At 72.2% G+C, this 18,907-nt stretch carries 19 protein-coding genes; 7 read left to right on the top strand and 12 right to left on the bottom strand.

All coding sequences use genetic code 11. From position 1 onward, the window contains the following. Positions 1-85 precede the first annotated feature (85 nt). The 4 genes from ACFYQQ_RS17020 to ACFYQQ_RS17035 all read right to left on the bottom strand — a co-directional run bounded on the left by ACFYQQ_RS17020 (position 86) and on the right by ACFYQQ_RS17035 (position 4,206). Positions 86-1,060 carry an SRPBCC domain-containing protein gene (locus ACFYQQ_RS17020; protein WP_356238035.1) on the bottom strand — a complete coding sequence of 325 codons (975 nt, stop codon included), beginning with the start codon at positions 1,058-1,060 and terminating at the stop codon, positions 86-88. Between the two features lie 79 nt (positions 1,061-1,139). Continuing rightward, a complete protein-coding gene (locus tag ACFYQQ_RS17025) occupies positions 1,140-2,819 on the bottom strand; it encodes a polyamine aminopropyltransferase (protein WP_388904812.1) in 1,680 nt (559 codons plus the stop codon). A 143-nt stretch (positions 2,820-2,962) separates the two neighbouring features. Next, a complete protein-coding gene (locus ACFYQQ_RS17030; protein WP_356163781.1) occupies positions 2,963-3,493 on the bottom strand; it encodes a DUF2617 family protein in 531 nt (176 codons plus the stop codon). Between the two features lie 413 nt (positions 3,494-3,906). After that, on the bottom strand, positions 3,907-4,206 hold the full coding sequence (locus tag ACFYQQ_RS17035) for a hypothetical protein (RefSeq protein WP_356163780.1): 300 nt from the start codon (positions 4,204-4,206) through the stop codon (positions 3,907-3,909). Positions 4,207-4,403: 197 nt separating this feature from the next. On the opposite strand from ACFYQQ_RS17035, the gene ACFYQQ_RS17040 reads away from it, so the two are divergent. The 4 genes from ACFYQQ_RS17040 (at position 4,404) to ACFYQQ_RS17055 (ending at position 7,789) form a co-directional block, all read left to right on the top strand. Next, positions 4,404-5,597: a pyridoxal phosphate-dependent aminotransferase gene (locus tag ACFYQQ_RS17040; RefSeq protein ID WP_355794377.1), complete on the top strand. Its 1,194-nt coding sequence runs from the start codon at positions 4,404-4,406 to the stop codon at positions 5,595-5,597. Between the two features lie 144 nt (positions 5,598-5,741). After that, a complete protein-coding gene (locus tag ACFYQQ_RS17045; protein ID WP_355794378.1) occupies positions 5,742-5,999 on the top strand; it encodes a type II toxin-antitoxin system prevent-host-death family antitoxin in 258 nt (85 codons plus the stop codon). 9 nt (positions 6,000-6,008) lie between these two features. Next, positions 6,009-6,269, top strand: a complete 261-nt coding sequence (locus ACFYQQ_RS17050) for a Txe/YoeB family addiction module toxin (RefSeq protein WP_356163778.1) — start codon at positions 6,009-6,011, stop codon at positions 6,267-6,269. 317 nt (positions 6,270-6,586) lie between these two features. Beyond that, entirely contained in the window at positions 6,587-7,789 is a 1,203-nt protein-coding gene (locus ACFYQQ_RS17055) for a hypothetical protein (RefSeq protein WP_388904813.1), read from the top strand. Positions 7,790-7,802: 13 nt separating this feature from the next. Here the strand turns inward: ACFYQQ_RS17055 and ACFYQQ_RS17060 are convergent, their stop codons facing one another. Continuing rightward, positions 7,803-8,333 carry a YbjN domain-containing protein gene (locus ACFYQQ_RS17060; RefSeq protein WP_355789325.1) on the bottom strand — a complete coding sequence of 177 codons (531 nt, stop codon included), beginning with the start codon at positions 8,331-8,333 and terminating at the stop codon, positions 7,803-7,805. 230 nt (positions 8,334-8,563) lie between these two features. Continuing rightward, positions 8,564-11,176, bottom strand: coding sequence for an ATP-dependent chaperone ClpB (gene clpB, locus ACFYQQ_RS17065; RefSeq protein WP_355789322.1), 2,613 nt, complete (start codon positions 11,174-11,176; stop codon positions 8,564-8,566). A gap of 116 nt (positions 11,177-11,292) precedes the next feature. Between clpB and ACFYQQ_RS17070 the strand changes: the two genes are divergently transcribed. Continuing rightward, the gene (locus ACFYQQ_RS17070; RefSeq protein ID WP_355789319.1) at positions 11,293-11,706 is read left to right on the top strand and encodes a pyridoxamine 5'-phosphate oxidase family protein; all 414 of its coding nucleotides are present in this window, start codon (positions 11,293-11,295) and stop codon (positions 11,704-11,706) included. Between the two features lie 165 nt (positions 11,707-11,871). On the opposite strand, the gene ACFYQQ_RS17075 is transcribed toward ACFYQQ_RS17070, so the two are convergent. Both ACFYQQ_RS17075 and ACFYQQ_RS17080 read right to left on the bottom strand, forming a co-directional pair. Then, on the bottom strand, positions 11,872-12,207 hold the full coding sequence (locus tag ACFYQQ_RS17075; RefSeq protein ID WP_121405144.1) for a hypothetical protein: 336 nt from the start codon (positions 12,205-12,207) through the stop codon (positions 11,872-11,874). Then, the gene (locus ACFYQQ_RS17080; protein ID WP_355794964.1) at positions 12,204-12,332 is read right to left on the bottom strand and encodes a hypothetical protein; all 129 of its coding nucleotides are present in this window, start codon (positions 12,330-12,332) and stop codon (positions 12,204-12,206) included. The genes ACFYQQ_RS17075 and ACFYQQ_RS17080 overlap by 4 nt, the downstream gene beginning before the upstream one ends. A gap of 361 nt (positions 12,333-12,693) precedes the next feature. Between ACFYQQ_RS17080 and ACFYQQ_RS17085 the strand changes: the two genes are divergently transcribed. Beyond that, positions 12,694-13,563, top strand: coding sequence for a helix-turn-helix transcriptional regulator (locus ACFYQQ_RS17085; protein ID WP_388904814.1), 870 nt, complete (start codon positions 12,694-12,696; stop codon positions 13,561-13,563). Positions 13,564-13,639: 76 nt separating this feature from the next. On the opposite strand, the gene ACFYQQ_RS17090 is transcribed toward ACFYQQ_RS17085, so the two are convergent. Next, positions 13,640-14,683, bottom strand: coding sequence for a LuxR C-terminal-related transcriptional regulator (locus ACFYQQ_RS17090; protein ID WP_356163775.1), 1,044 nt, complete (start codon positions 14,681-14,683; stop codon positions 13,640-13,642). 531 nt (positions 14,684-15,214) lie between these two features. Then, the gene (locus ACFYQQ_RS17095; protein ID WP_356163862.1) at positions 15,215-16,321 is read right to left on the bottom strand and encodes a substrate-binding domain-containing protein; all 1,107 of its coding nucleotides are present in this window, start codon (positions 16,319-16,321) and stop codon (positions 15,215-15,217) included. 337 nt (positions 16,322-16,658) lie between these two features. On the opposite strand from ACFYQQ_RS17095, the gene ACFYQQ_RS17100 reads away from it, so the two are divergent. Next, positions 16,659-17,171 (top strand): hypothetical protein, encoded by a 513-nt coding sequence (locus ACFYQQ_RS17100; protein ID WP_388904815.1) that lies wholly within the window; start codon positions 16,659-16,661, stop codon positions 17,169-17,171. An 87-nt stretch (positions 17,172-17,258) separates the two neighbouring features. On the opposite strand, the gene ACFYQQ_RS17105 is transcribed toward ACFYQQ_RS17100, so the two are convergent. Beyond that, positions 17,259-17,714: a heat shock protein transcriptional repressor HspR gene (locus tag ACFYQQ_RS17105; RefSeq protein WP_355785531.1), complete on the bottom strand. Its 456-nt coding sequence runs from the start codon at positions 17,712-17,714 to the stop codon at positions 17,259-17,261. A 7-nt stretch (positions 17,715-17,721) separates the two neighbouring features. Then, positions 17,722-18,903 (bottom strand): molecular chaperone DnaJ, encoded by a 1,182-nt coding sequence (gene dnaJ, locus ACFYQQ_RS17110; protein WP_355785528.1) that lies wholly within the window; start codon positions 18,901-18,903, stop codon positions 17,722-17,724. Between the last annotated feature and the right edge of the window lie 4 nt (positions 18,904-18,907).

Here is an 18,907-nt window from a genome sequence, read left to right on the forward strand (position 1 = left end):
GAAGCACGTACGCCGCCGAGGGGGCCCGCCTCGCCGGGACACCTCAGCGGTGTCTGCATAGGGCCCGGCTGACGACGATGGCTGATCAGCGGCGTCTGCGCAGGGCCCGGCTGACGACGATGGCCGAGGCCAGCGCGAAGGCCGCGGCGGGCGCCGCCCAGCGCAGGGTGGCACCGGCCGCCCCGGACTCGGGCGCGGGCACCGGCGCGTACCGTCCGCGCGGCGGCGCGTGGTCGACCTCCTCCGCGCTCCGCCCGATCATCGTCCGGCGGGCGTGCGCCGCCTCGGCGGGCGGTGCGTCCGGTCCGTCGAGGCCCTCGGCCACGAACTCCCGCTCCGCCTGCTCCGCGTCGAGTTCCTCCTCGGCGAGGGGGTCGAGGGCGGGCGGCGGCACGTCGGTCTCGAAGACGGACGGCGGGACGGGCCCCGCCGAGTCGCCGGTTTCGTCGGCCCCGTCGGTCCCGTCGTCCTCGGCGGGCGCGGCAGGCGTCGGCGCGGCGGGCGAGGCGTCCTCGCGGGGTGCCGCTCCGGGCCCGGTCCCGGTCCCGGTGCCGGCGGACCCGCCGTCCGCCGTCGCGGAGGAGCCGTCGCCCGCGGACGCCGGTTCACCGGCGCCCTCGGCGGGCTCCGTGGCCCGCGCGGTTCCCGCTCCCAGGTTCTCCGCGAACCGGTCCAGCAGCCGCGCGGCCACCGAGGCCACCGCGTCGGCGGGGAGTTCCTCGACCCGCCCGTCCGCCGTGGCGCCGCCGCCGAAGGCGACCGTGGTCCCGCCGTCCGCGGCGGTGAGCCGCAGGGTGAGGGCGAGCTTGACGGAGCCGCTGCCGCGGGACTCGGTCGCGTCGCCCTCGACGGCGTAGGAACCGTCGTCCCGGGCGGCGACCCGCAGCGCTCCGCGGTACGTGATGCTGTGGCTCCCGACGCGTACCTTCAGCCGCCCGGAGACGGGCGCGGTCCCCGCGTCCTGATGGAGCCCCGGGACCGCCCGGGCGACCCGCGCGGGGTCGGCGAGCGCCTCCCTCAGCCGCTCGGCCGGAACGGGAACGAACACCTCATGGTCCATGTCAGCCGAGCCTACCCAGCATGGCTCGAAGCGCACCCCTGCGTCACGGGATTCTCCCGGTATCCGTGCGCCCGGGGACTCAGTCGGCGTACCGCGGGTGGATCAGCGTGGAGGGCGGCAGGCCGGTGACGCGGGTGGCGGCCGCGGCGCGCGCGTCGGCGGCGAGCGCCGCGCCGGTGAGGTCGTGCGGCGGGGCCTCGCGCGGGTCAACGCGCAGCGGCGGGCGGCTGCGGGCGGCGAGGACGAAGCCCCAGTCGCGCGGGGCGCGGGAGGTGCCGGTCGTACGGTCGGGGCCGGCCGCGAACCCAAAGTCGCGCCCGCCGGCGCAGTACGGCGCGGTGCGCAGCCCGGCGGACCGCACCGTGGCGTCGACGGTCCAGAAGATCCGGGGCCGGGAGAGGACGGGTCCCGCGTGCACGGCGAGCCGGCCGCCGGGGGCCAGGGCGTGCCGGGCGAGGCCGTAGAACTCCTGCGAGTAGAGCTTGGTGCTCGGGGTGATGCCCGGGTCCGGGAGGTCCGAGATCACCACGTCGTACGTGCCCCGGGCGCGGCGCAGCCAGTCGAAGGCGTCGCCGACGGTGACGTGGACGCGCGGGTCGTCGAAGGCGTGCCCGTTGAGCGCGGACAGGGCGGGGTCGTGGCGGGCCAGGCGCACGACTCCGGCGTCGAGTTCGACCACGTCGACGCGGCGCACCCCGGAGTGGCGCAGCACCTCGCGGGTGGCGAGCCCGTCGCCGCCGCCGAGGACGAGGACGCGCGCCCGCGGTCCGTTCAGCGCGGGGTGGACGAGCGCCTCGTGGTAGAGGTGCTCGTCGCGTCCGCTGACCCGCAGGCGTCCGTCGAGGAACAGGTCGAGGGGCCGGCCGTGGGTGCCGCCGGTGAGGACGACCTCCTGGACGCCGGTCTGCAGGGCGACGCGCACGTCGCTGCCGTACACGGCCTGGCGCGCGGCCCGTTCGAAGTCGTCGACGAGGAGGGCGGCCGTGGCGAGCAGGCCGAGGACGACGACGTTGGCGGTGACCAGCAGCCATCGCGCGCGCCGGGTGAGGTCCTGCCGGAACAGGCCGAGGACGAGCGTCCCGCCGGCGACCACGTTGACCGCGCCGGTGAGCAGGGCGCCGGTGAGCTGGCCGAGCAGCGGCAGCAGCAGGAAGGGGAAGGCCAGGCCGCCGACGAGCGCGCCGACGTAGTCCGCGGCGAACAGGTCCGCGACGGCCCCGCCCGCGTCCTGGCGCCGGATGCGCTGGATCAGCTCCATGAGGAGGGGGACCTCGGCGCCGATGAGGAGGCCGATGGCCAGGGAGAACGCCACCAGGAGGCAGCGCGATCCGCTCGCCCAGGCGCCGCCCCAGTCCCCGGTCCAGGCGAACATCGCGTACAGGGCCATCGCGCTGCATCCGCCGACCAGGGCGAGGGCGGCCTCGACGGCGCCGAAGCCTGCCGCGGCGCGGCAGCGGAGCCGTTTGGCGGCGAGGGAGCCGATGCCCATCGCGAAGACCATCACGGAGAGCACGACGGAGGCCTGGGTGACGGAGTCGCCGATCAGGTACGAGGCGAGGGCGACGAGTTCGAGTTCGTACACGAGTCCGCAGGCGGCGCAGACGAAGACGCAGGCGAGGACGAAGAACCGTCCGGTGCCGGGCCGCACGGGCAGCCGCGCCGGGCCCCGCTCGCCCCCCGGCGGCGGCGCGCCGGGCGTCGGGGCTCCCCGTGATCGCGTGAAGCCGCGTGTGGGGGAGGGCGCGTGCGGATCGATCACGCTGCGAACGCTACGTCACGGCGGCGGCACGCCTCGTCACCCACACGTGTGGAACGTGGCCGTCTGTGCGAGACCGCCCGCCGGGGCCGGGGCCCGCGACGGCCGTGCCCCGCGGGGCCGGAGGGAAATGGGGGTCCGGCCGGTCAGACGGCGGACGGACTGAGGGACGGGACTCGTACACCCACTCTCGTCCGGGTGGCGACGAGTTGACCGTCCTGCGGGTAGGCGTGCCAGGTGCGCCAGTGCACCTGGCCCTCGTGGCGCTGGGCGAGCATGGCGGTGAAGGCGTGCGGGCTGCCGGGGAAGACGCCCGCGAGGCCGTGGGGGTGGTCGGCCACGAGGGCCAGCAACTCCTGGGCGCGCCCGGCGAAGGAGCCGTGCGACAGCGTCTCGACGCGGGCCGCGAACTCGTACTCCCAGTCGCCGATGCGCTTGGCGACGCCGAGCGGCAGCGGGGTGCTGCTGCCGGCGATGCACGCGACGGTCTCCGAACAACTGCCCCTGTCCTCCTCCAGAATCACCTGGTGGGAGGCTCCGAGCAGCCGCAACTGGAGCTTCGCGCCAGCCAGTTCGAGGTCGAGCGTGGCGAGCGCCGGCAGCGGCTCGCGGCCCAGGGTCCAGGCGAGGTCGGCCGCACGCGTGTCGGTGTACGAGGTGTTCAGGGTCGTGAGCATGGGTCGGCTCCGCTATTACGCAAAGGGAGGTGGGGGGCCCGGCGCACCCCGTCGGTACCGGGGGATCGGCCAGGTCAGTCCGGTCAGGAGGGACAAATCCGAGGGCCGCGTTGGTGATTTAGAGGGAATCATGAACTGTGGCGGCACCACTGCGTTTTTACCCAACTTCGTAGGGTTTCCATCCCCCCGAGGGCTCCACAGCTCAACTGTTCAACCACGGCGTGCGCCCGGCGCGCGGGCGCGCCCCCCGGACGCCGCCGTTCCGCACGGCCGCGGAACCGGGACCCGCCGTCGCCGCCGAAGTCACGGGAACGGGCCCGCCGGAACGCCGGAGTGCCCGTCGGGGGCACTCCCCCGACGGGCACTCCGGTGCGCGGACGCGCTTCCCCCGAAGGGAGCTCAGCTGCCCCGTGTCAGCTGCCTCCTCCGCATCCGCCTCCGCCGCCGCACGACGACCCGCCTCCGCAGGACGAGCCGCTGCTGCACGACGAGCCTCCGCCGCAGGAGTGGCCGTGGTGGCCACCGCCGGACGATCCGCACGACTGGGCCGCGCCGCCACCGCCCGCCCACCAGCTCCCGTTCCCACTCGTGCGGCGCGAGCGCGAGGTGCGGCCCTTCGACAGGCGCGCTGCCTTGCCCCGGCCCCGTCCGGCGGCCTTGAACACCGCGACCAGCGCGACCAGACCGACAGCCAGGATGATGCCTGCGAACATGGCGCCACCCTCCTTCCACTTCCCCCGAAGCGACCCCCCGTGGGCCCCTTGTCCGTTGATGCGTACCGTGCGCCCCCGTGTTCTCCCGGGGCGTTCTCCGGTGGTACTTCCCGGTGCTGCTTCCTGCGTGGCAGGGGGATGCCCTCACGCCACGCCCGCCAAAGCAGAGTTGAGGAACTCCAGAGCTTCGGCGCAGGATGGCCGGCATGACCTCCAGCGCACGCCCTCTTCTGAACCGCCGGCTCGCCGAGTTCGGTACGACGATCTTCGCGGAGATGTCGGCCCTCGCCCTGAGCACCGGCGCGATCAACCTCGGCCAGGGTTTCCCCGACACCGACGGCCCGCGCGAGATCCGGGAGGCGGCCGTGCGGGCGCTGCGCGAGGGGCGCGGGAACCAGTACCCGCCGGGTCCCGGCGTGCCCGAGCTGCGGACGGCGGTCACCGAGCACCAGCGGCGCCGCTACGGACTGTCGTACGACCCGGACACCGAGGTGCTGGTCACCGCCGGCGCGACCGAGGCGATCGCCGCGACCCTGCTGGCGCTGCTGGAGCCGGGCGACGAGGTGGTCGCGTTCGAGCCGTACTACGACTCGTACGCCGCCTGCATCGCGATGGCGGGCGGCACCCGGGTGCCGGTGACGCTGCGCCCGCACGAGGGGGCGTTCCGGCTCGACCTCGACGAACTGCGGGACGCGGTCACCGACAGCACCCGGCTGCTGCTGATCAACACACCGCACAATCCGACCGGCACGGTGCTCAGCCGCGAGGAGCTCACGGAGATCGCGCGGCTGGCCGTGGAGCGGGACCTGCTCGTGGTCACGGACGAGGTGTACGAGCACCTCGTCTTCGACGGGGCCGAGCATCTGCCGCTGGCGTCGTTCCCGGGGATGCGCGAGCGGACGGTCAGCATCAGCAGCGCGGGCAAGACGTTCTCGTTCACCGGCTGGAAGGTCGGCTGGATCACGGCGGCGCCCGGCCTGGTCACGGCGGTGCGCTCGGCCAAGCAGTACCTGACGTACGTGGCCTCGGGGCCGTTCCAGTACGCCGTCGCCGAGGCGCTCGCCCTGCCGGACGCGTACTTCGACGCCTTCCGCGCGGACATGCTGGCCAAGCGGGACCTGCTGGCCGCGGGGCTGGAGGAGGCGGGCTTCGGGGTCTTCAGGCCCGCGGGCACGTACTTCGTCACCACCGACATCCGCCCGCTCGGCGAGTCGGACGGCTTCGCCTTCTGCCGCGCCCTGCCGGAACGCGCCGGCGTCGTCGCCATCCCGAACGCGGTCTTCTACGACCACCGCGAGGAGGGCGCCCCCTTCGTCCGCTTCGCGTTCTGCAAGCGCACCGAGGTGCTGACAGACGCCGCGGAACGGCTCCGCAAGGCGTTCGCGGGCTGATCGGCGCCTTGCGCGGCCGGTCGACGCGTCCCCCGCGCCTGCCACGCCTCGCCCGCCCTTCGCGCCGGAGGCCGTCCTTTCGGCGCTTGCCGCACCGACAGGGACGGACGTACAATTTTCTGTACGTTGAAGGGAGGGCCGACTGTGAAGACCATGACGTATTCCGAGTCGCGCGCACGGTACGCCGAGGTGCTCAACTCCGTCACAGACGACCGCGAAGAGGTCGTCATCACCCGGGCCGGACATGAGCCGGTCGTCATCGTCTCCCTTGAGGACTACGAGTCCCTGAAGGAGACGGCGTACCTGCTGCGCAGTCCGGCCAACGCCCGGCGCCTGCTCGCGTCCATCGACGAGCTGGAAAACGGCGGTGGCGTCGTGCGCGGGCTGGCGACCGACGAGTAAGGCCGCGAGTTGAAGATCACCTTCTCCTCCCGTGCCTGGGAGGACTATCTGTGGTGGCAGCTTCAGGACCGGAAGACCCTCAAGCGCATCAACACGCTCATCACGGACATCACCCGGAACGGCAATGAAGGCATCGGCAAACCGGAACCCCTCAAGCACGGATTTCAGGGCTACTGGTCGCGCCGCATCAACGACGAGCACCGACTGATCTACAAGGCCACCGGGGACGGCGTCCTGATCGCACAGTGCCGCTACCACTACGAAAGCTGACGGGACTCGAGGGTCGGGCACAGCACCTTCTCGCAACCGGCCCGCGCCGCCGGCCCGGTGACAGCGCCCTCGGATCGTGCAGGACAACCGAGGAGGGCGCCCCCTTCGTCCGCTTCGCGTTCTGCAAGCGCGCCGAGGTGCTCCAGGACGCCGTCAAGCGGTGCAGGCCGCGTTCCGCAGCGCCTGACGGTGGCGGAAGGCGCGTTTCTAGCACCGTGGCGGCCCGTGTCGCGGGTGGCGCGCCGGACCGGCGCGATCCGTACCCGCACGGCGCTGTAATGCTCGCAAATGCCCCGTAAGGGACGCACAGTGCGGGTGTGACCCACGCGAGTACCATTCCCGCCCCCGCCAGGCAGTCCGGCGCCGGGGACCGTGGCCGTCCGGTTCCCGCTCGCCGTCGGCCGCCCACCACGGCGGCCACCGCGCTCGGACTGTTCGCCGCCGCCCGCCTCACGGGCCTCCTCGTGGTCGCCGTGGCCGCCTGGGCGCAGGGAAGACATCCGCTGGCCCTGCTCGGCCGTTCGTGGGACTCGGCCTGGTACCTGGGCATCGCGGCGCACGGGTACGGCCGCACCCTGCAGGCCGGACCGGAGGTCGTCCGCAGCGACCTGGCGTTCTTCCCGCTGTACCCGGCGCTGATCCGCTGCGTGACCGCCCTGACCCCGCTGAGCGGGGGCGCCGCGGCCCTGCTGGTCGCCTGGGCCGCCGCCGCGGCCGCCGCGTACGGGATCTACCTCGTCGGGGCGCGGCTGCGCGGTCGCGCCGTCGCCACCGTGCTCGTGCTGCTCTGGGGGCTGCTGCCGCACTCGGTGGTGCTGTCGATGGCGTACACGGAACCGGTGCTGACGGCCTTCGCCGCCTGGTCGCTGTACGCGGTGCTGACCGGGCGCTGGCTGTGGGCGGGGACGCTCGCGGCGCTGGCGGGGCTGGCCCGGCCCAACGGGGTCGCCGTGGCCGCGGCGGTCCTCGCGGCGGCGGCGCACGAGTTGTGGAGGGCGCGCGGCCGGAAAGTTACCCACAGGCTGTGGACGGGCGCGGCGCTCGCACCGCTGGGCTGGGGCGGCTACGTCCTGTGGGTGGGCCTGCGCGAGCGTGACCCGCTCGGCGGCTATTTCGCGGTGCAGCGCCTGTGGGGGTCCCGTTTCGACTTCGGCCGCGGCTCCCTGGGCTTCGTGAAGCACCTGCTGCTGCACGGCGACCGCTTCGTCTTCCCGATGACCATGGTGATCGTCGCGGCGGCCGTGCTGCTGTTCGCGCTGCTCGCCCTGGACCGCACCCCGCTGCCGCTGCTCGTGCACAGCGGCGTACTGCTGCTGATCGCGCTGGGCGGCTCGGGCTTCTTCGAGTGCAAGCCGCGCTTCCTGCTGCCCGCGTTCCCGCTGCTGCTGCCGCTGGCGGGCGCGCTGGTGCGGACGGCAAGAGCCCGGCCGTGGCACGCGGCACTGGTGGCCGGTGCCCTCGCCGGGCTCTCCTTCGCCTACGGGGCGTATCTGGTGGTGGTCGCCCATACGCCCCTGTGAGTGCGGGCCGGGACTACTCCTCGTCGTCCCCGGGCTTGTCCGCCTCGTTGACTTCCTGCTCCAGGCCGAGCTGCTCGACGAGCCACTTGTCGAACTCGATGGCGGCCCGCACCCAGCTGACCGTCGACGAGACGAAGTGCTCCAGGCTGACGCCGGTGCCGATCAGCATCTGCGCCTCGCCGATGAGCCGGACGGTGCCGTCGTCGTGCGTGTGGCTGTAGACCTTCGGCCACAGGGTGCGACGGTTCCAGTCGTCGATGGACTCCAGCAGCGCGGGCTTCTCGTCGATCTGGTGCGGCCGGTCGTAGAACGTCCGGACCGAGAAGACCTGCTGGTCACCCTCACCGCGGAACATGAAGTACGTACGGAACTGCTCCCACGGCGCGACGAGGTCTCCCTCTTCGTCGACGAGGTGCTTGAGCTCCATCTGGTCGAGGAGCTGCTTCACGAGGTCCTGATCCGGGACGACGGGGCCCGCCGGTCCGCCGGGCTGCGGCTCGGGCTGGCCCCCGAAGTTCGGAATCGAGGACGGGTCGATGCTCACCGTGTATTTCCCTTCGTACGGATTACGCCATCCTCCCCCATGCGGGGCGGGGAGTGGCAACCCCTGGCGGGCCTGTCCGCCGGGGGCTGACACGATCTGGCCGATCTCCGCCGACGGGCGGGCCGGGCGCGCCTCGCCGTGGCCGGGCGGCTACGGCCTGCGCACGAGGTCCCGGGAGGGAACCCCCGCTGCGGGGCTCCCCCGCCGGGTACCCCGACGGCCGCCGGGGACTACAAGGTCTTGCCGGCCGGGCGGTCAGTCGCCGGGCCCACGATGAGGCCGTCGCCGAAGGCGTCGACGCGGACCGTGTCGCCGTCCTTGACCTCGCCCGCGAGGATCTCCTTGGCGAGCCGGTCGCCGATCGCCGTCTGGATGAGGCGGCGCAGCGGCCGGGCACCGTAGGCCGGGTCGTTGCCCTCGTCGGCGAGCCAGGCCAGGGCCGCGTCGGTGACCTCCAGGGCGAGCCTGCGGTCGGCCAGACGCCGGGCGAGCCGGTCGATCTGGAGCCGGGCGATGCGCTCCAGCTCCGCCTTGGTCAGCGCCGAGAAGACGACCAGGTCGTCGAGCCGGTTCAGGAACTCCGGCTTGAAGGAGGCCCGTACGACCTCCAGGACCTGCTCCTTCTTCTCCTCCTCGGTGCTGAGCGGGTCGACCAGGAACTGGCTGCCCAGGTTCGAGGTGAGCACCAGGATGGTGTTGCGGAAGTCGACGGTGCGCCCCTGACCGTCCGTCAGCCGGCCGTCGTCCAGCACCTGGAGCAGCACGTCGAAGACCTCGGGGTGCGCCTTCTCGACCTCGTCGAGCAGGACCACGCTGTACGGGCGCCGGCGCACGGCCTCCGTCAGCTGGCCGCCCTCCTCGTACCCGACGTAGCCGGGCGGGGCGCCGACGAGGCGGGCGACGCTGTGCTTCTCGCCGTACTCGCTCATGTCGATGCGGACCATGGCCCGCTCGTCGTCGAAGAGGAAGTCGGCCAGCGCCTTGGCGAGTTCGGTCTTGCCGACGCCGGTCGGGCCGAGGAAGAGGAAGGAGCCGGTGGGACGGTCGGGGTCGGCGATCCCGGCGCGGGTGCGCCGCACGGCGTCGGACACCGAGCGGACGGCCTCGGTCTGCCCGATGAGGCGGCGGCCCAGCTCGTCCTCCATGCGCAGGAGTTTCTGCGTCTCGCCCTCCAGGAGGCGGCCCGCGGGGATGCCGGTCCAGGCGCCGACGACGTCGGCGATGTCGTCCGCGCCGACCTCCTCCTTGACCATGGTGTCGGTGCCGGCGGCCTCCTCCTCTTCCTCGGAGGCGGCCTCCAGGTCCCGCTCCAGGGTCGGGATCTCGCCGTAGAGCAGCTTGGAGGCGGTGTCGAAGTCGCCGTCGCGCTGGGCCCGTTCGGCCTGGCCGCGCAGTTCGTCGAGCTTCTCCTTCAGCTCACCTACGCGGTTGAGGGACTGCTTCTCCTTCTCCCAGCGGGCGGTGAGGCCGCGCAGTTCCTCCTCGCGGTCGGCGAGGTCGCGGCGCAGCTTCTCCAGGCGCTCCCGGCTCGCGGCGTCGGTCTCCTTGCCGATCGCCAGCTCCTCCATCTTCAACCGGTCGACGGAGCGCTGGAGTTCGTCGATCTCGACCGGGGAGGAGTCGATCTCCATGCGCAGCCGGGACGCGGCCTCGTCGACGAGGTCGATGGCCTTGTCGGGCAGGAAGCGGGAGGTGATGTAGCGGTCGGACAGGGCCGCGGCGGCCACCAGGGCGCTGTCCGCGATCTGCACCTTGTGGTGCGCCTCGTAGCGGCCCTTGAGGCCGCGCAGGATCGCGATGGTGTCCTCGACGGTCGGCTCGGCGACCAGGACCTGCTGGAAGCGACGCTCCAGGGCGGGGTCCTTCTCGATCCGCTCGCGGTACTCGTCGAGGGTCGTCGCGCCGACCATCCGCAGCTCGCCGCGGGCCAGCATGGGCTTCAGCATGTTGCCCGCGTCCATGGCGGAGTCGCCGCCGGCGCCCGCGCCCACGACGGTGTGCAGCTCGTCGATGAAGGTGATGATCTGGCCGTCGGAGTCCTTGATCTCGGCCAGGACGGTCTTGAGGCGCTCCTCGAACTCGCCGCGGTACTTCGCGCCGGCGACCATGGCGCCGAGGTCGAGCGCGACGAGCCGCTTGTTCTTGAGGGACTCGGGCACGTCGCCCTTGACGATCCGCTGGGCGAGGCCCTCCACGACGGCGGTCTTGCCCACGCCGGGCTCGCCGATGAGGACGGGGTTGTTCTTGGTGCGCCGGGACAGCACCTGGACGACCCGGCGGATCTCCTGATCCCGTCCGATGACGGGGTCGAGCTTGCCCTCCCGCGCGGCGGCGGTGAAGTCGGTACCGAACTTTTCGAGTGCCTTGTACTGGCCCTCGGGATCCGCGGTCGTCACCCGGCGCCCTCCCCTGGTCTTCTGGAACGCGTCCAGCAGCTTCTTCGCACTGGCCCCCTGTGAGGACAGTACGTCCGCGGTGCGGCCGCCCTTCGCGGCGATGCCGATGAGCAGGTGCTCGGTGGACAGGAACTCGTCACCGAGTTCCTTGGCCCGCTCGGTGGCGTCGGCGATGACGGCGAGCAGGTCGCGGCTGGGCTGCGGGGGCCCGACGGTGGAGCCGGTCACGCTGGGCAGTGCGCCCAGCACCTGCTCGGCACCGGTGCGCACGGCCGCCTGGTCGGCCTCGACGGCGGCGAGCAGGTCGGTGATGTTCTCGTTGTCCTGCCCCGCCAGCAGAGCGAGCAGCAGGTGGGCGGGGGTGAGGTCCGGGTGCCCCTCGGACACGGCCCGACTGCTGGCCGCGTTGATCGCGTCCCGGCTCCTGTTGGTCAGCTCGGCGTCCACGGTCGCTGTCTCCTCCTTGCGTCAGTCGTCCTCAGCCTGACTCCAGCAACGTACACAAAGTTGAGTCTATTCCACTCAAGGAGTGCCGCGGGACGAGAAACGGTTAAGTTCCCGCCATGGCCGCATACCCCGTGGATCCGCGCGATCCCGACGCCGCGTACCTCAGCTTCTGGCGCGAGCACCACCTGTGCACCCTGACCACCCCGCGCCCCGACGGTTCCCCGCACGTGGTGCCCGTCGGCGTGACGTACGCGCCGGAGGAGGGGCTGGCCCGGGTGATCACCAACGGGTCCAGCACGAAGGTGGCCAACATCCTGGCGGCGGGGCCCGGCGGGGCCCGGGTCGCGGTGTGCCAGGTGGGCCGGCGGCGGTGGGCGACGCTCGAAGGGATCGCGGTCGTGCGCCGGGAGCCGGAGCGGGTCGCCGAGGCGGAGCGGCGCTACGCGGAGCGGTACGGCCGGGTGCCCTCGCCGAATCCGGCCCGGGTGGTCATCGAGATCGGACTGACCTCGGCGATGGGTCGCGGCTGACCGCGGGCCGGGCACGCGGAGTCGCCAGAGTCGCCCGGCCGCTCCGAGACCGGGGCGTACCGGGATCTTTCGCCCGAAACGACAGCGGCGTCACCGTGTTCAGGTCACGGTGACGCCGCTGCGGGGGGAAGCACCTGCGCGATCTACAACGACGGGGGAATCGCGTCAGGCACTGCGGGGGGTGGCTGAGATGGTCCGTACGTCCGGGGCTTCCGGCTCGACCAGCTGATGGTCACGCTGGTCCAGGTTCACGAAGATCATGCCGTACCGGATCGCGCACCGTACCGGCTGTGGCGCCCCCCGAGGCCGCCGCAGACACCGGTACGCCCGGACGTCCTCGTCGTCGTCCCGGGTGACGACGACCGGCTCTCCGAAGACCGTCACCATCAACGAGTCACCACTGTGGGGGATGGCGGTGACCAGGTCGATGAAGTGCCAGCCGGACCGGTAGGCGGTCGCCATCTCCCGGCGGAAGGAGCGGTCGTCGGGCGGGATGGTCATGCGGCCACACCCTTGGGCGAACCGATGCTCCACGAGAGGTCCCCCTGCACGCTGCTCCAGGAGAGATCCGGCGGGGCGATGCTCCAGGAGAGGTCGCCGGGCACGGCTTCGGTCGTGCTGGACACCTGTGCATCGGCAGGCTCACTGCTCCAGGAAAGGTCCAGGGCGCTCGCGGCACTGAAGACCATCCCAGCGGAGAAGGCGACAGCGAGCACCGAGCGAACCATTCTCTTGCACATAGTCGGCTTCGTCCTCACTTCCTTGGATACTCTCCCCCGCCGTCCTCCAAGACGATGGCTCATTCAGTCAGGCAAACACCACAGGGTCGATGCATCATGTTCCTGCACGTTCAGGACCCTGGGGGGTGGAGCTTTGCCTACAAAGAACTCACATCGGACACATCCTCATGCCGAGACTGAACTGTGCGACGAAGGCAAGCGTCTTTACGCCTCCGCGCTGCGCTCCGGGCGCATCGCCCGCAAGGAGGTGGAACCCGCTCCCTGCCTGATGGAGTTCGCGCTGCTGCACCCCGACCCGGACGACCCCCTGTGGCTCCGTCCGGTGCCGCCGGCGGCCGCCCTCGCGCAGCGCCTGCACCCGATAGAGCGGGAGATCCAGGAGCGTAGAAGCCTGGCTGTGGAGTTGACCGACTCCTTCGAGCCATTCATGGCCATCACCGCCCAGGATCCGCCGACCACGCACGCCATCACCGTGCTGGAAGGCATCAACCGGATCAACTCGGCGATCGAGCTGGCGATGACGGAGTGCCACTCCGAGATCCTCACCGTCCAGCCGGGCGGCGGACGCAGCGAACACTCTCTCATCGAGGCCCTGGAGCGCGGGCGGGCGGTCATCGCCCGCGGCATCACCATGCGCACGCTCTACCAGCACACCGCAAGGCACAGCCAGGGCACGCTGGCCTACGCGGAGCACATGACCAAGGGCAACGTCGAGATCCGGACCCTCGAAGAGCTCATCGAGCGGTTGATGATCTTCGACCGCACGGTCGCCTTCATCCCGGCGCGCGGCGACGGCCAGATGGCCCTCGAACTGCGCCACCCCGGCCTCGTGGAGTACCTGGCGAAGGTCTTCGAGCAGCTCTGGGCCCGGGCGGTCCCGCTCCTCGAGGAGGCCCCCTACGCGCCCCCCACGGACGGCATCACCGGCGTCCAGCGCTCCATCGCCAAACTGCTCGTGGAGGGCCACGTCGACGAGGCGATCGCCCGGCGCCTGGGCATGAACGTCCGCACCTGCCGCGCCCACATCGCCAAGCTCGCCGCCGCGCTCGGCAGCGGCAGCCGCGCCCAACTCGGCTTCCTGATAGCCCAGTCCGGCATCCTCGACCCCGAACGCTGACGGCGCGGACCCGGCCCGCCGGCCACCCGCGCCGGCGACGCCCCGGTGCCGTACCGCCGTCCGCCCGCAGGCGCTCTCAGCGGGCCGTGGGCGCGTCCCGGCCCGGGACGCTGACCGGCAGCAGTTCGGCGGCGTCCGAGGCCCTGGGGGGCCCGTCCAGGCCCGCCTGGGCGATCCGCACGCCCAGCTGCGTACGACTGGCGGCTCCGAGCGTCTCGGAGAGCCGGGCGATGTGCGCGCGGCAGGTGCGCACGCTGATGCCGAGACGCTCGGCGACCACGGCGTCCTGGTGGCCCTCCGCGAGCAGCGCCGCGATCGACCGCTCCCGGTGCGTGATCCCCTCGATGCCCGTCGAGGGCAGCGGCGCGGCGAGCGGGATGCCCAGCCGCCAGAGCCGCTCGAAGACCGTGACCAGGTAGTCCACCAGCGCCGGGTGGCGCAGCTCCAGGGCGATCGTGCGGTCCGCGTTGGCGGGGATGAACGCCACCTTGCGGTCGAAGACGATCAGCCGCTCCACGACCTCGTCGAGCGTGCGGGCCTCGGCGGCCTCCCCCATCAGCTCCATGTACGTGTGCAGGCCCTGGCCGTGCCGCGCCACATGGGTGTACAGGTCGCGCATCCGCACCCCGCGCCGGCGCAGCCCCAGCGCCCGGTGCAGCCCCTCCGACAGCTCGTCCTCACGGCGGATACCGCCCGGCTGCACCGTCAGCACCTCGGTACGGCACGCCTCGGTCGCCTCGTCCATCGCGGCCCGGATCCGGGGCAGTCCGTCGAGCACGCGGATCGCGGCGCCCTCGGCCGGCGCCCGGACGCGTCCGCCGAGCCCCGCGTACCACTCGAAGGCGGCCACCGCGTCGCCCACCCGCGACTGGCTGGCGGTGACCTCCTCGTAGACGCCGCGCAGCAGCCGCGTCATGACCTCCTGCGGGGAGGTCGGCACGAGCCAGCCCATGTCGTCGGGATCCGGGTGCAGCAGCGCCAGTTCGAGCAGGCAGGGCACCGCGTCGGCGTCCGAGCGCAGCACGCGGCCACGCCGTACGGCACGGGAATACACGCGGTCCCCGGCCTCGCACAGCCGGTCAGCACCGTGCGGATGCGTGTCCGTCCCGTGCCCCGCCATCTCCCACCCCTGGCTCCAAACTCCTGGCTCCAGCGTCTTGCGCGATGCAACGCCTCGGCGTCTTCCGCAGCGACACTATGCGCGGCCCGGTCCGCCATCGCAACACGCCTCTTTCCCGCGCCTGCCCCCGATCGCCCCGACAAGCCGGGACATGTCCCCACCTCCGCAACGGCCGCTTGCAACAAGCTGACGGTGCGGGGGTCGTACGCAACCGCGGCCACAAGTTCCGTCACCGGCACGGCGGAAGAGAGGTTTATGTCCCTGTGTATGGGGATTTCGCGGGTGCGCCGGAAGGGGCAGGAGGGGATGCGGAGGTGGCCCGCGGCTGGCCGAAATGCTGCTGCCGGAGCGGTCGTCGGGCCGGACGGGCCGGGGCACGGGCACGGATCGCCGGCACGGGCACGGGCACGGGTCGCCGGGTGACGCGGCGGCACACGTCGGCCGCGGCGGAACGCGGGACCGCCCGCGCGCGGTGTTCCGCGGGCGGGCGGTGTCGGCGGGCGGGCGACCCCGGCGGGCGCCCGCGGAAAGCTAGTTCAGGCCGATCGCCGAGCAGTCCGCCTTGAACTTCGAGGTGCAGATCTGCTTCACCGTGTAGAAGCCCTCCTGCACGACGGTCTCCTCGATGTTCTTCTTGGTCAGCGCGACCACGGGGACCAGCTGCGCGGGGATGTTCTTCTTGGTGGGGCTGTCGACCTTGTCGCGGGTGAGGGCGTCGAACTCGATCGAGCGGCCCTGGACCTTCGCCACCGCCATCTGCGCGGCGGCGTTGGCCTCCTGCGCGTAGGACTTGTAGACGCTCATGAACTGGTCGCCCGACACGATGCGCTGCACGGCGTCCAGTTCGGCGTCCTGGCCGGTGACCGGCGGGAGCTTGGTGGCGCCGGTCTCCTTGAGGGCCGAGATGATCGCGCCCGCCATGCCGTCGTTGGCGGAGTAGACGCCGGCGATGTTGTCCAGGCCGACGGCCGTGATGGCCTGCTCCATGTTGGCCTTGGCGTTCTCCGGCTTCCAGTCCTTGGTGTCGAAGCGCTTGGCGATGATCACCTTGCCCTCCAGCTCGGAGAGGGCGCCGGCCTTGAACTGCGCGGCGTTCGGGTCGGTGACCGAGCCGTTCATCATGACGATCTTGCGGCTCTCCGCGCCGGGACCGAGCGCCTCCACGAGAGCCCTGCCCTGCACCTGGCCGACGAGTTCGTTGTCGAAGGAGATGTACGCGTCGATCGGCCCCTGCGCCAGGCGGTCGTACGCGATGACGGGGATGCCCGCCTCCTTGGCCTTGCGCACGGAGCCCGCGATGGCCTTGGCGTCGACCGCGTCCAGCAGGACGACGTCCACCTTGTCGGCCACCATCTGGTTGAGCTGCGCGCTCTGCCGCGCCGCGTCCTGCTCGGCGTTGGCGTACTCGACGCGGCCCTTGTCGTTGGTGAGTTCGGCCACCTTCTTCTCGATGATGGGGTAGTCGAACTTCTCGTACCGGGAGTTCTCCTTCTCCGGAAGGAGGAGGCCGACCGTGATGTCGTCGCCCTTCTTGGGGCTCGCGGAACTGCCGTCGTCGCCGATGCCGTCGACCACGCCGCAGGCGGCGAGCGGGACGGCCATGGCAAATGCGCCCAAGGCTATGGCAGTACGACGCATACGGAAACGGGTGTTCACTTCATGTGCCTTCCGGACGAGGGCGCAGCTTTGCGACCAGGTGGCTGAAAGCCAACGCGTCGATCACCGCAGCGTCAAGGAGTAACCACTTAACGAGATGGCAACGGACTTCCGTGTTCGGCTTGTGAAGGTACCAACTCGCCGGACGTGCGGGAACGCTGCACCCTCTCCACCTCGTGGAATGTTCGTGCGACCGCACGGACCGAACCGGCCGTCACGGACGGTAGTCACTTGCGTACACCGCCTCCCCGTGCAAGCCTGTTGCCTCACCCCTGTTATCGAACACCTGTTCCAAGTGGCGGGTGGAGGGAGGCCGGCCGTGAGCGGCGCACGAGCGACGGGGAGCGCGGTCTGGATCGGCTCGCTCATCCGCCGCTTCCCCGATCTCGTCCAGGAACCGGCCCGCGGGGCCCGGGACGGCCCCGTGAGCGCCCCGGACAGCGGTCCCGCCCACCCGGCGGGGCCGCACCTCGCGGACGCCGTACGCGACATCACCGACGGTGTGACGGAGCTGGAGGAGGCGGTCCGCGAGCGGCTCGGACTGCGGCCCGTCGCGCCCGCCCCGGTACCCGTGCGGCTGCGCCGCGTCGCCGGGCTCCTGGAGCGCATCGCCCGCGACCCGCTGCTCGCCGCGCACGTCGAGGAGGAGGCCCGGCGGATGGCGGCGCGCTGCGCCCGGGCGCTGGGCGACCCCGAGCCGTCGGTTCGGCTGCCGGGCCGCTGCCCGCGCTGCGGCGCGGCGTCCCTGCGGGCGTTCCCCGAGCGGAACGAGGTGCGCTGCGCCGACCCCGTCTGCGGCGCCCTCCCGGACGACGGCACGGACCGGCCGTGAACCACTCCCTCGGCCGCCCCACGCACGTGCAGGGGCCCGGGAGGTCCCCCTCCCGGGCCCCTGCACAAGTGAGCGACGCCGTGACGGCTACTGCTCGGACGACCGCTTCGGCCGCCAGACCACCAGCGCGCTCGTCTGCTGGACGTCCTGGTACGGGACCAGGTCCCGGCGGTATGAGGCGTGGACGGCGGCCTCGCGCTGCTGCATCGCGGCCGCGGCTCCGTCGAGCGCCGACTGCATCTCCGCGACCCGGGACTGGAGCGCGGCCACCTGGTTCTCCAGCTCGATGATCCGCTTGATGCCCGCGAGGTTGATGCCCTCGTCCTGCGACAACTGCTGCACCGTACGCAGCAGTTCGATGTCGCGGGCCGAATAGCGCCGGCCCCGCCCGGCCGTACGGTCCGGGGAGACCAGGCCGAGGCGGTCGTACTGCCGCAGGGTCTGCGGGTGCAGGCCGGAGAGCTGGGCCGCCACCGAGATGACGTAGACCGGCGTCTCCTCGGTCAGTTCGTACGGATTGCGTCGACGGCCGATTCCGTCCATGGCGTCCTCATGCTCCCTTCGCGGCCTGGAACAGCTCCGCCCGCGGATCCTCCTCCGCGGTCGCCTCGCGATACGCCTCCAGCGCGTCGCGAGCCTTGCCCGAGAGGTCCTTGGGGACGGCGACCTCGACGGTGACCAGCAGATCGCCGCGGGTGCCGTCCTTGCGGACCGCGCCCTTGCCCCGGGCGCGCATCGTGCGCCCGTTGGGCGTGCCCGGCGGCAGCTTCAGGGTGACCGGCGGCCCGCCCAGCGTGGGCACACGCACCTCGCCCCCCAGCGCCGCCTCCGGGTAGGTGACGGGCACCGTGACGGTGAGGTTGTCGCCCTTGCGGCCGAAGACCGGGTGGGCGTCGACGTGCACGACGACGTACAGGTCGCCGGCGGGACCGCCGCGCTCGCCCGGGGCGCCCTTGCCGCGCAGCCGGATCCGCTGGCCGTTGCTGACGCCGGCCGGGATGCGGACCTGCATCGTGCGCGAGGACTTGGCCCGGCCGCTGCCCCGGCAGACCTCGCAGGGGTTCTCCGCGATCAGGCCGCGGCCCTTGCAGTCGGGGCACGGGTCGGTCAGCGAGAAACCACCACCCGATCCGCGGGCCACCTGGCCGGTGCCGACGCACGTCGGGCACACACGCGGTGTGCCGTTCGCGTCGCCGGTGCCCGAACAGGCCTTGCAGGGCGACTGGGAGGACATGCGCAGCGGCACCGTCGCGCCGTCCACCGCCTCCGTGAAGCTCAGCGTGACCTCGGACTCGATGTCCTGGCCCCGCCGCGGCTGGGTGCGGGCGCCGGTGCCCGCACCGCCGCGGTTGAACAGCCCGCCGAAGACATCGCCGATGCCTCCGCCGAAACCGCCCGCCGCGGTGCCGCCCTGGGCGCCGCCTCCGAAGAGGTCGCCCAGGTCGAAGTTGAAGGAGCCGCCGCCGGCGCCGGGACCGGGCCGGAAGCCGCCGTTGCCGAAGAGGGCGCGGGCCTCGTCGTACTCCTTGCGCTTCTTGGGGTCACCGAGGACGTCGTTCGCCTCGGAGATCTCCTTGAAGCGCTCCTCCGCCTTCGCGTTCCCCTTGTTGGCGTCCGGGTGGAACTCGCGGGCGAGCTTCCGGTACGCCTTCTTGATCTCGGCCTCGGTGGCGTCCTTGGGGACGCCGAGGACCTTGTAGTAGTCCTTCTCGATGAAGTCCTTGGTGCTCATCCTC

It is taken from the genome of Streptomyces sp. NPDC005496, from assembly GCF_042872045.1.
In the GTDB taxonomy this organism is placed as follows: Bacteria; Actinomycetota; Actinomycetes; order Streptomycetales; family Streptomycetaceae; genus Streptomyces.

Coding starts and splice junctions, on each gene's coding strand:
- ACFYQQ_RS17020 (WP_356238035.1), bottom strand. CDS start 1,060: ATGGACCATGAGGTGTTCGTTCCCGTTCCGGCCGAGCGGCTGAGGGAG.
- ACFYQQ_RS17070 (WP_355789319.1), top strand. CDS start 11,293: ATGGCCGCATACCCCGTGGATCCGCGCGATCCCGACGCCGCGTACCTC.
- ACFYQQ_RS17095 (WP_356163862.1), bottom strand. CDS start 16,321: ATGCGTCGTACTGCCATAGCCTTGGGCGCATTTGCCATGGCCGTCCCG.
- dnaJ (WP_355785528.1), bottom strand. CDS start 18,903: ATGAGCACCAAGGACTTCATCGAGAAGGACTACTACAAGGTCCTCGGC.
- ACFYQQ_RS17105 (WP_355785531.1), bottom strand. CDS start 17,714: ATGGACGGAATCGGCCGTCGACGCAATCCGTACGAACTGACCGAGGAG.
- ACFYQQ_RS17035 (WP_356163780.1), bottom strand. CDS start 4,206: ATGTTCGCAGGCATCATCCTGGCTGTCGGTCTGGTCGCGCTGGTCGCG.
- ACFYQQ_RS17030 (WP_356163781.1), bottom strand. CDS start 3,493: ATGCTCACGACCCTGAACACCTCGTACACCGACACGCGTGCGGCCGAC.
- ACFYQQ_RS17040 (WP_355794377.1), top strand. CDS start 4,404: ATGGCCGGCATGACCTCCAGCGCACGCCCTCTTCTGAACCGCCGGCTC.
- ACFYQQ_RS17075 (WP_121405144.1), bottom strand. CDS start 12,207: ATGACCATCCCGCCCGACGACCGCTCCTTCCGCCGGGAGATGGCGACC.
- ACFYQQ_RS17090 (WP_356163775.1), bottom strand. CDS start 14,683: ATGGCGGGGCACGGGACGGACACGCATCCGCACGGTGCTGACCGGCTG.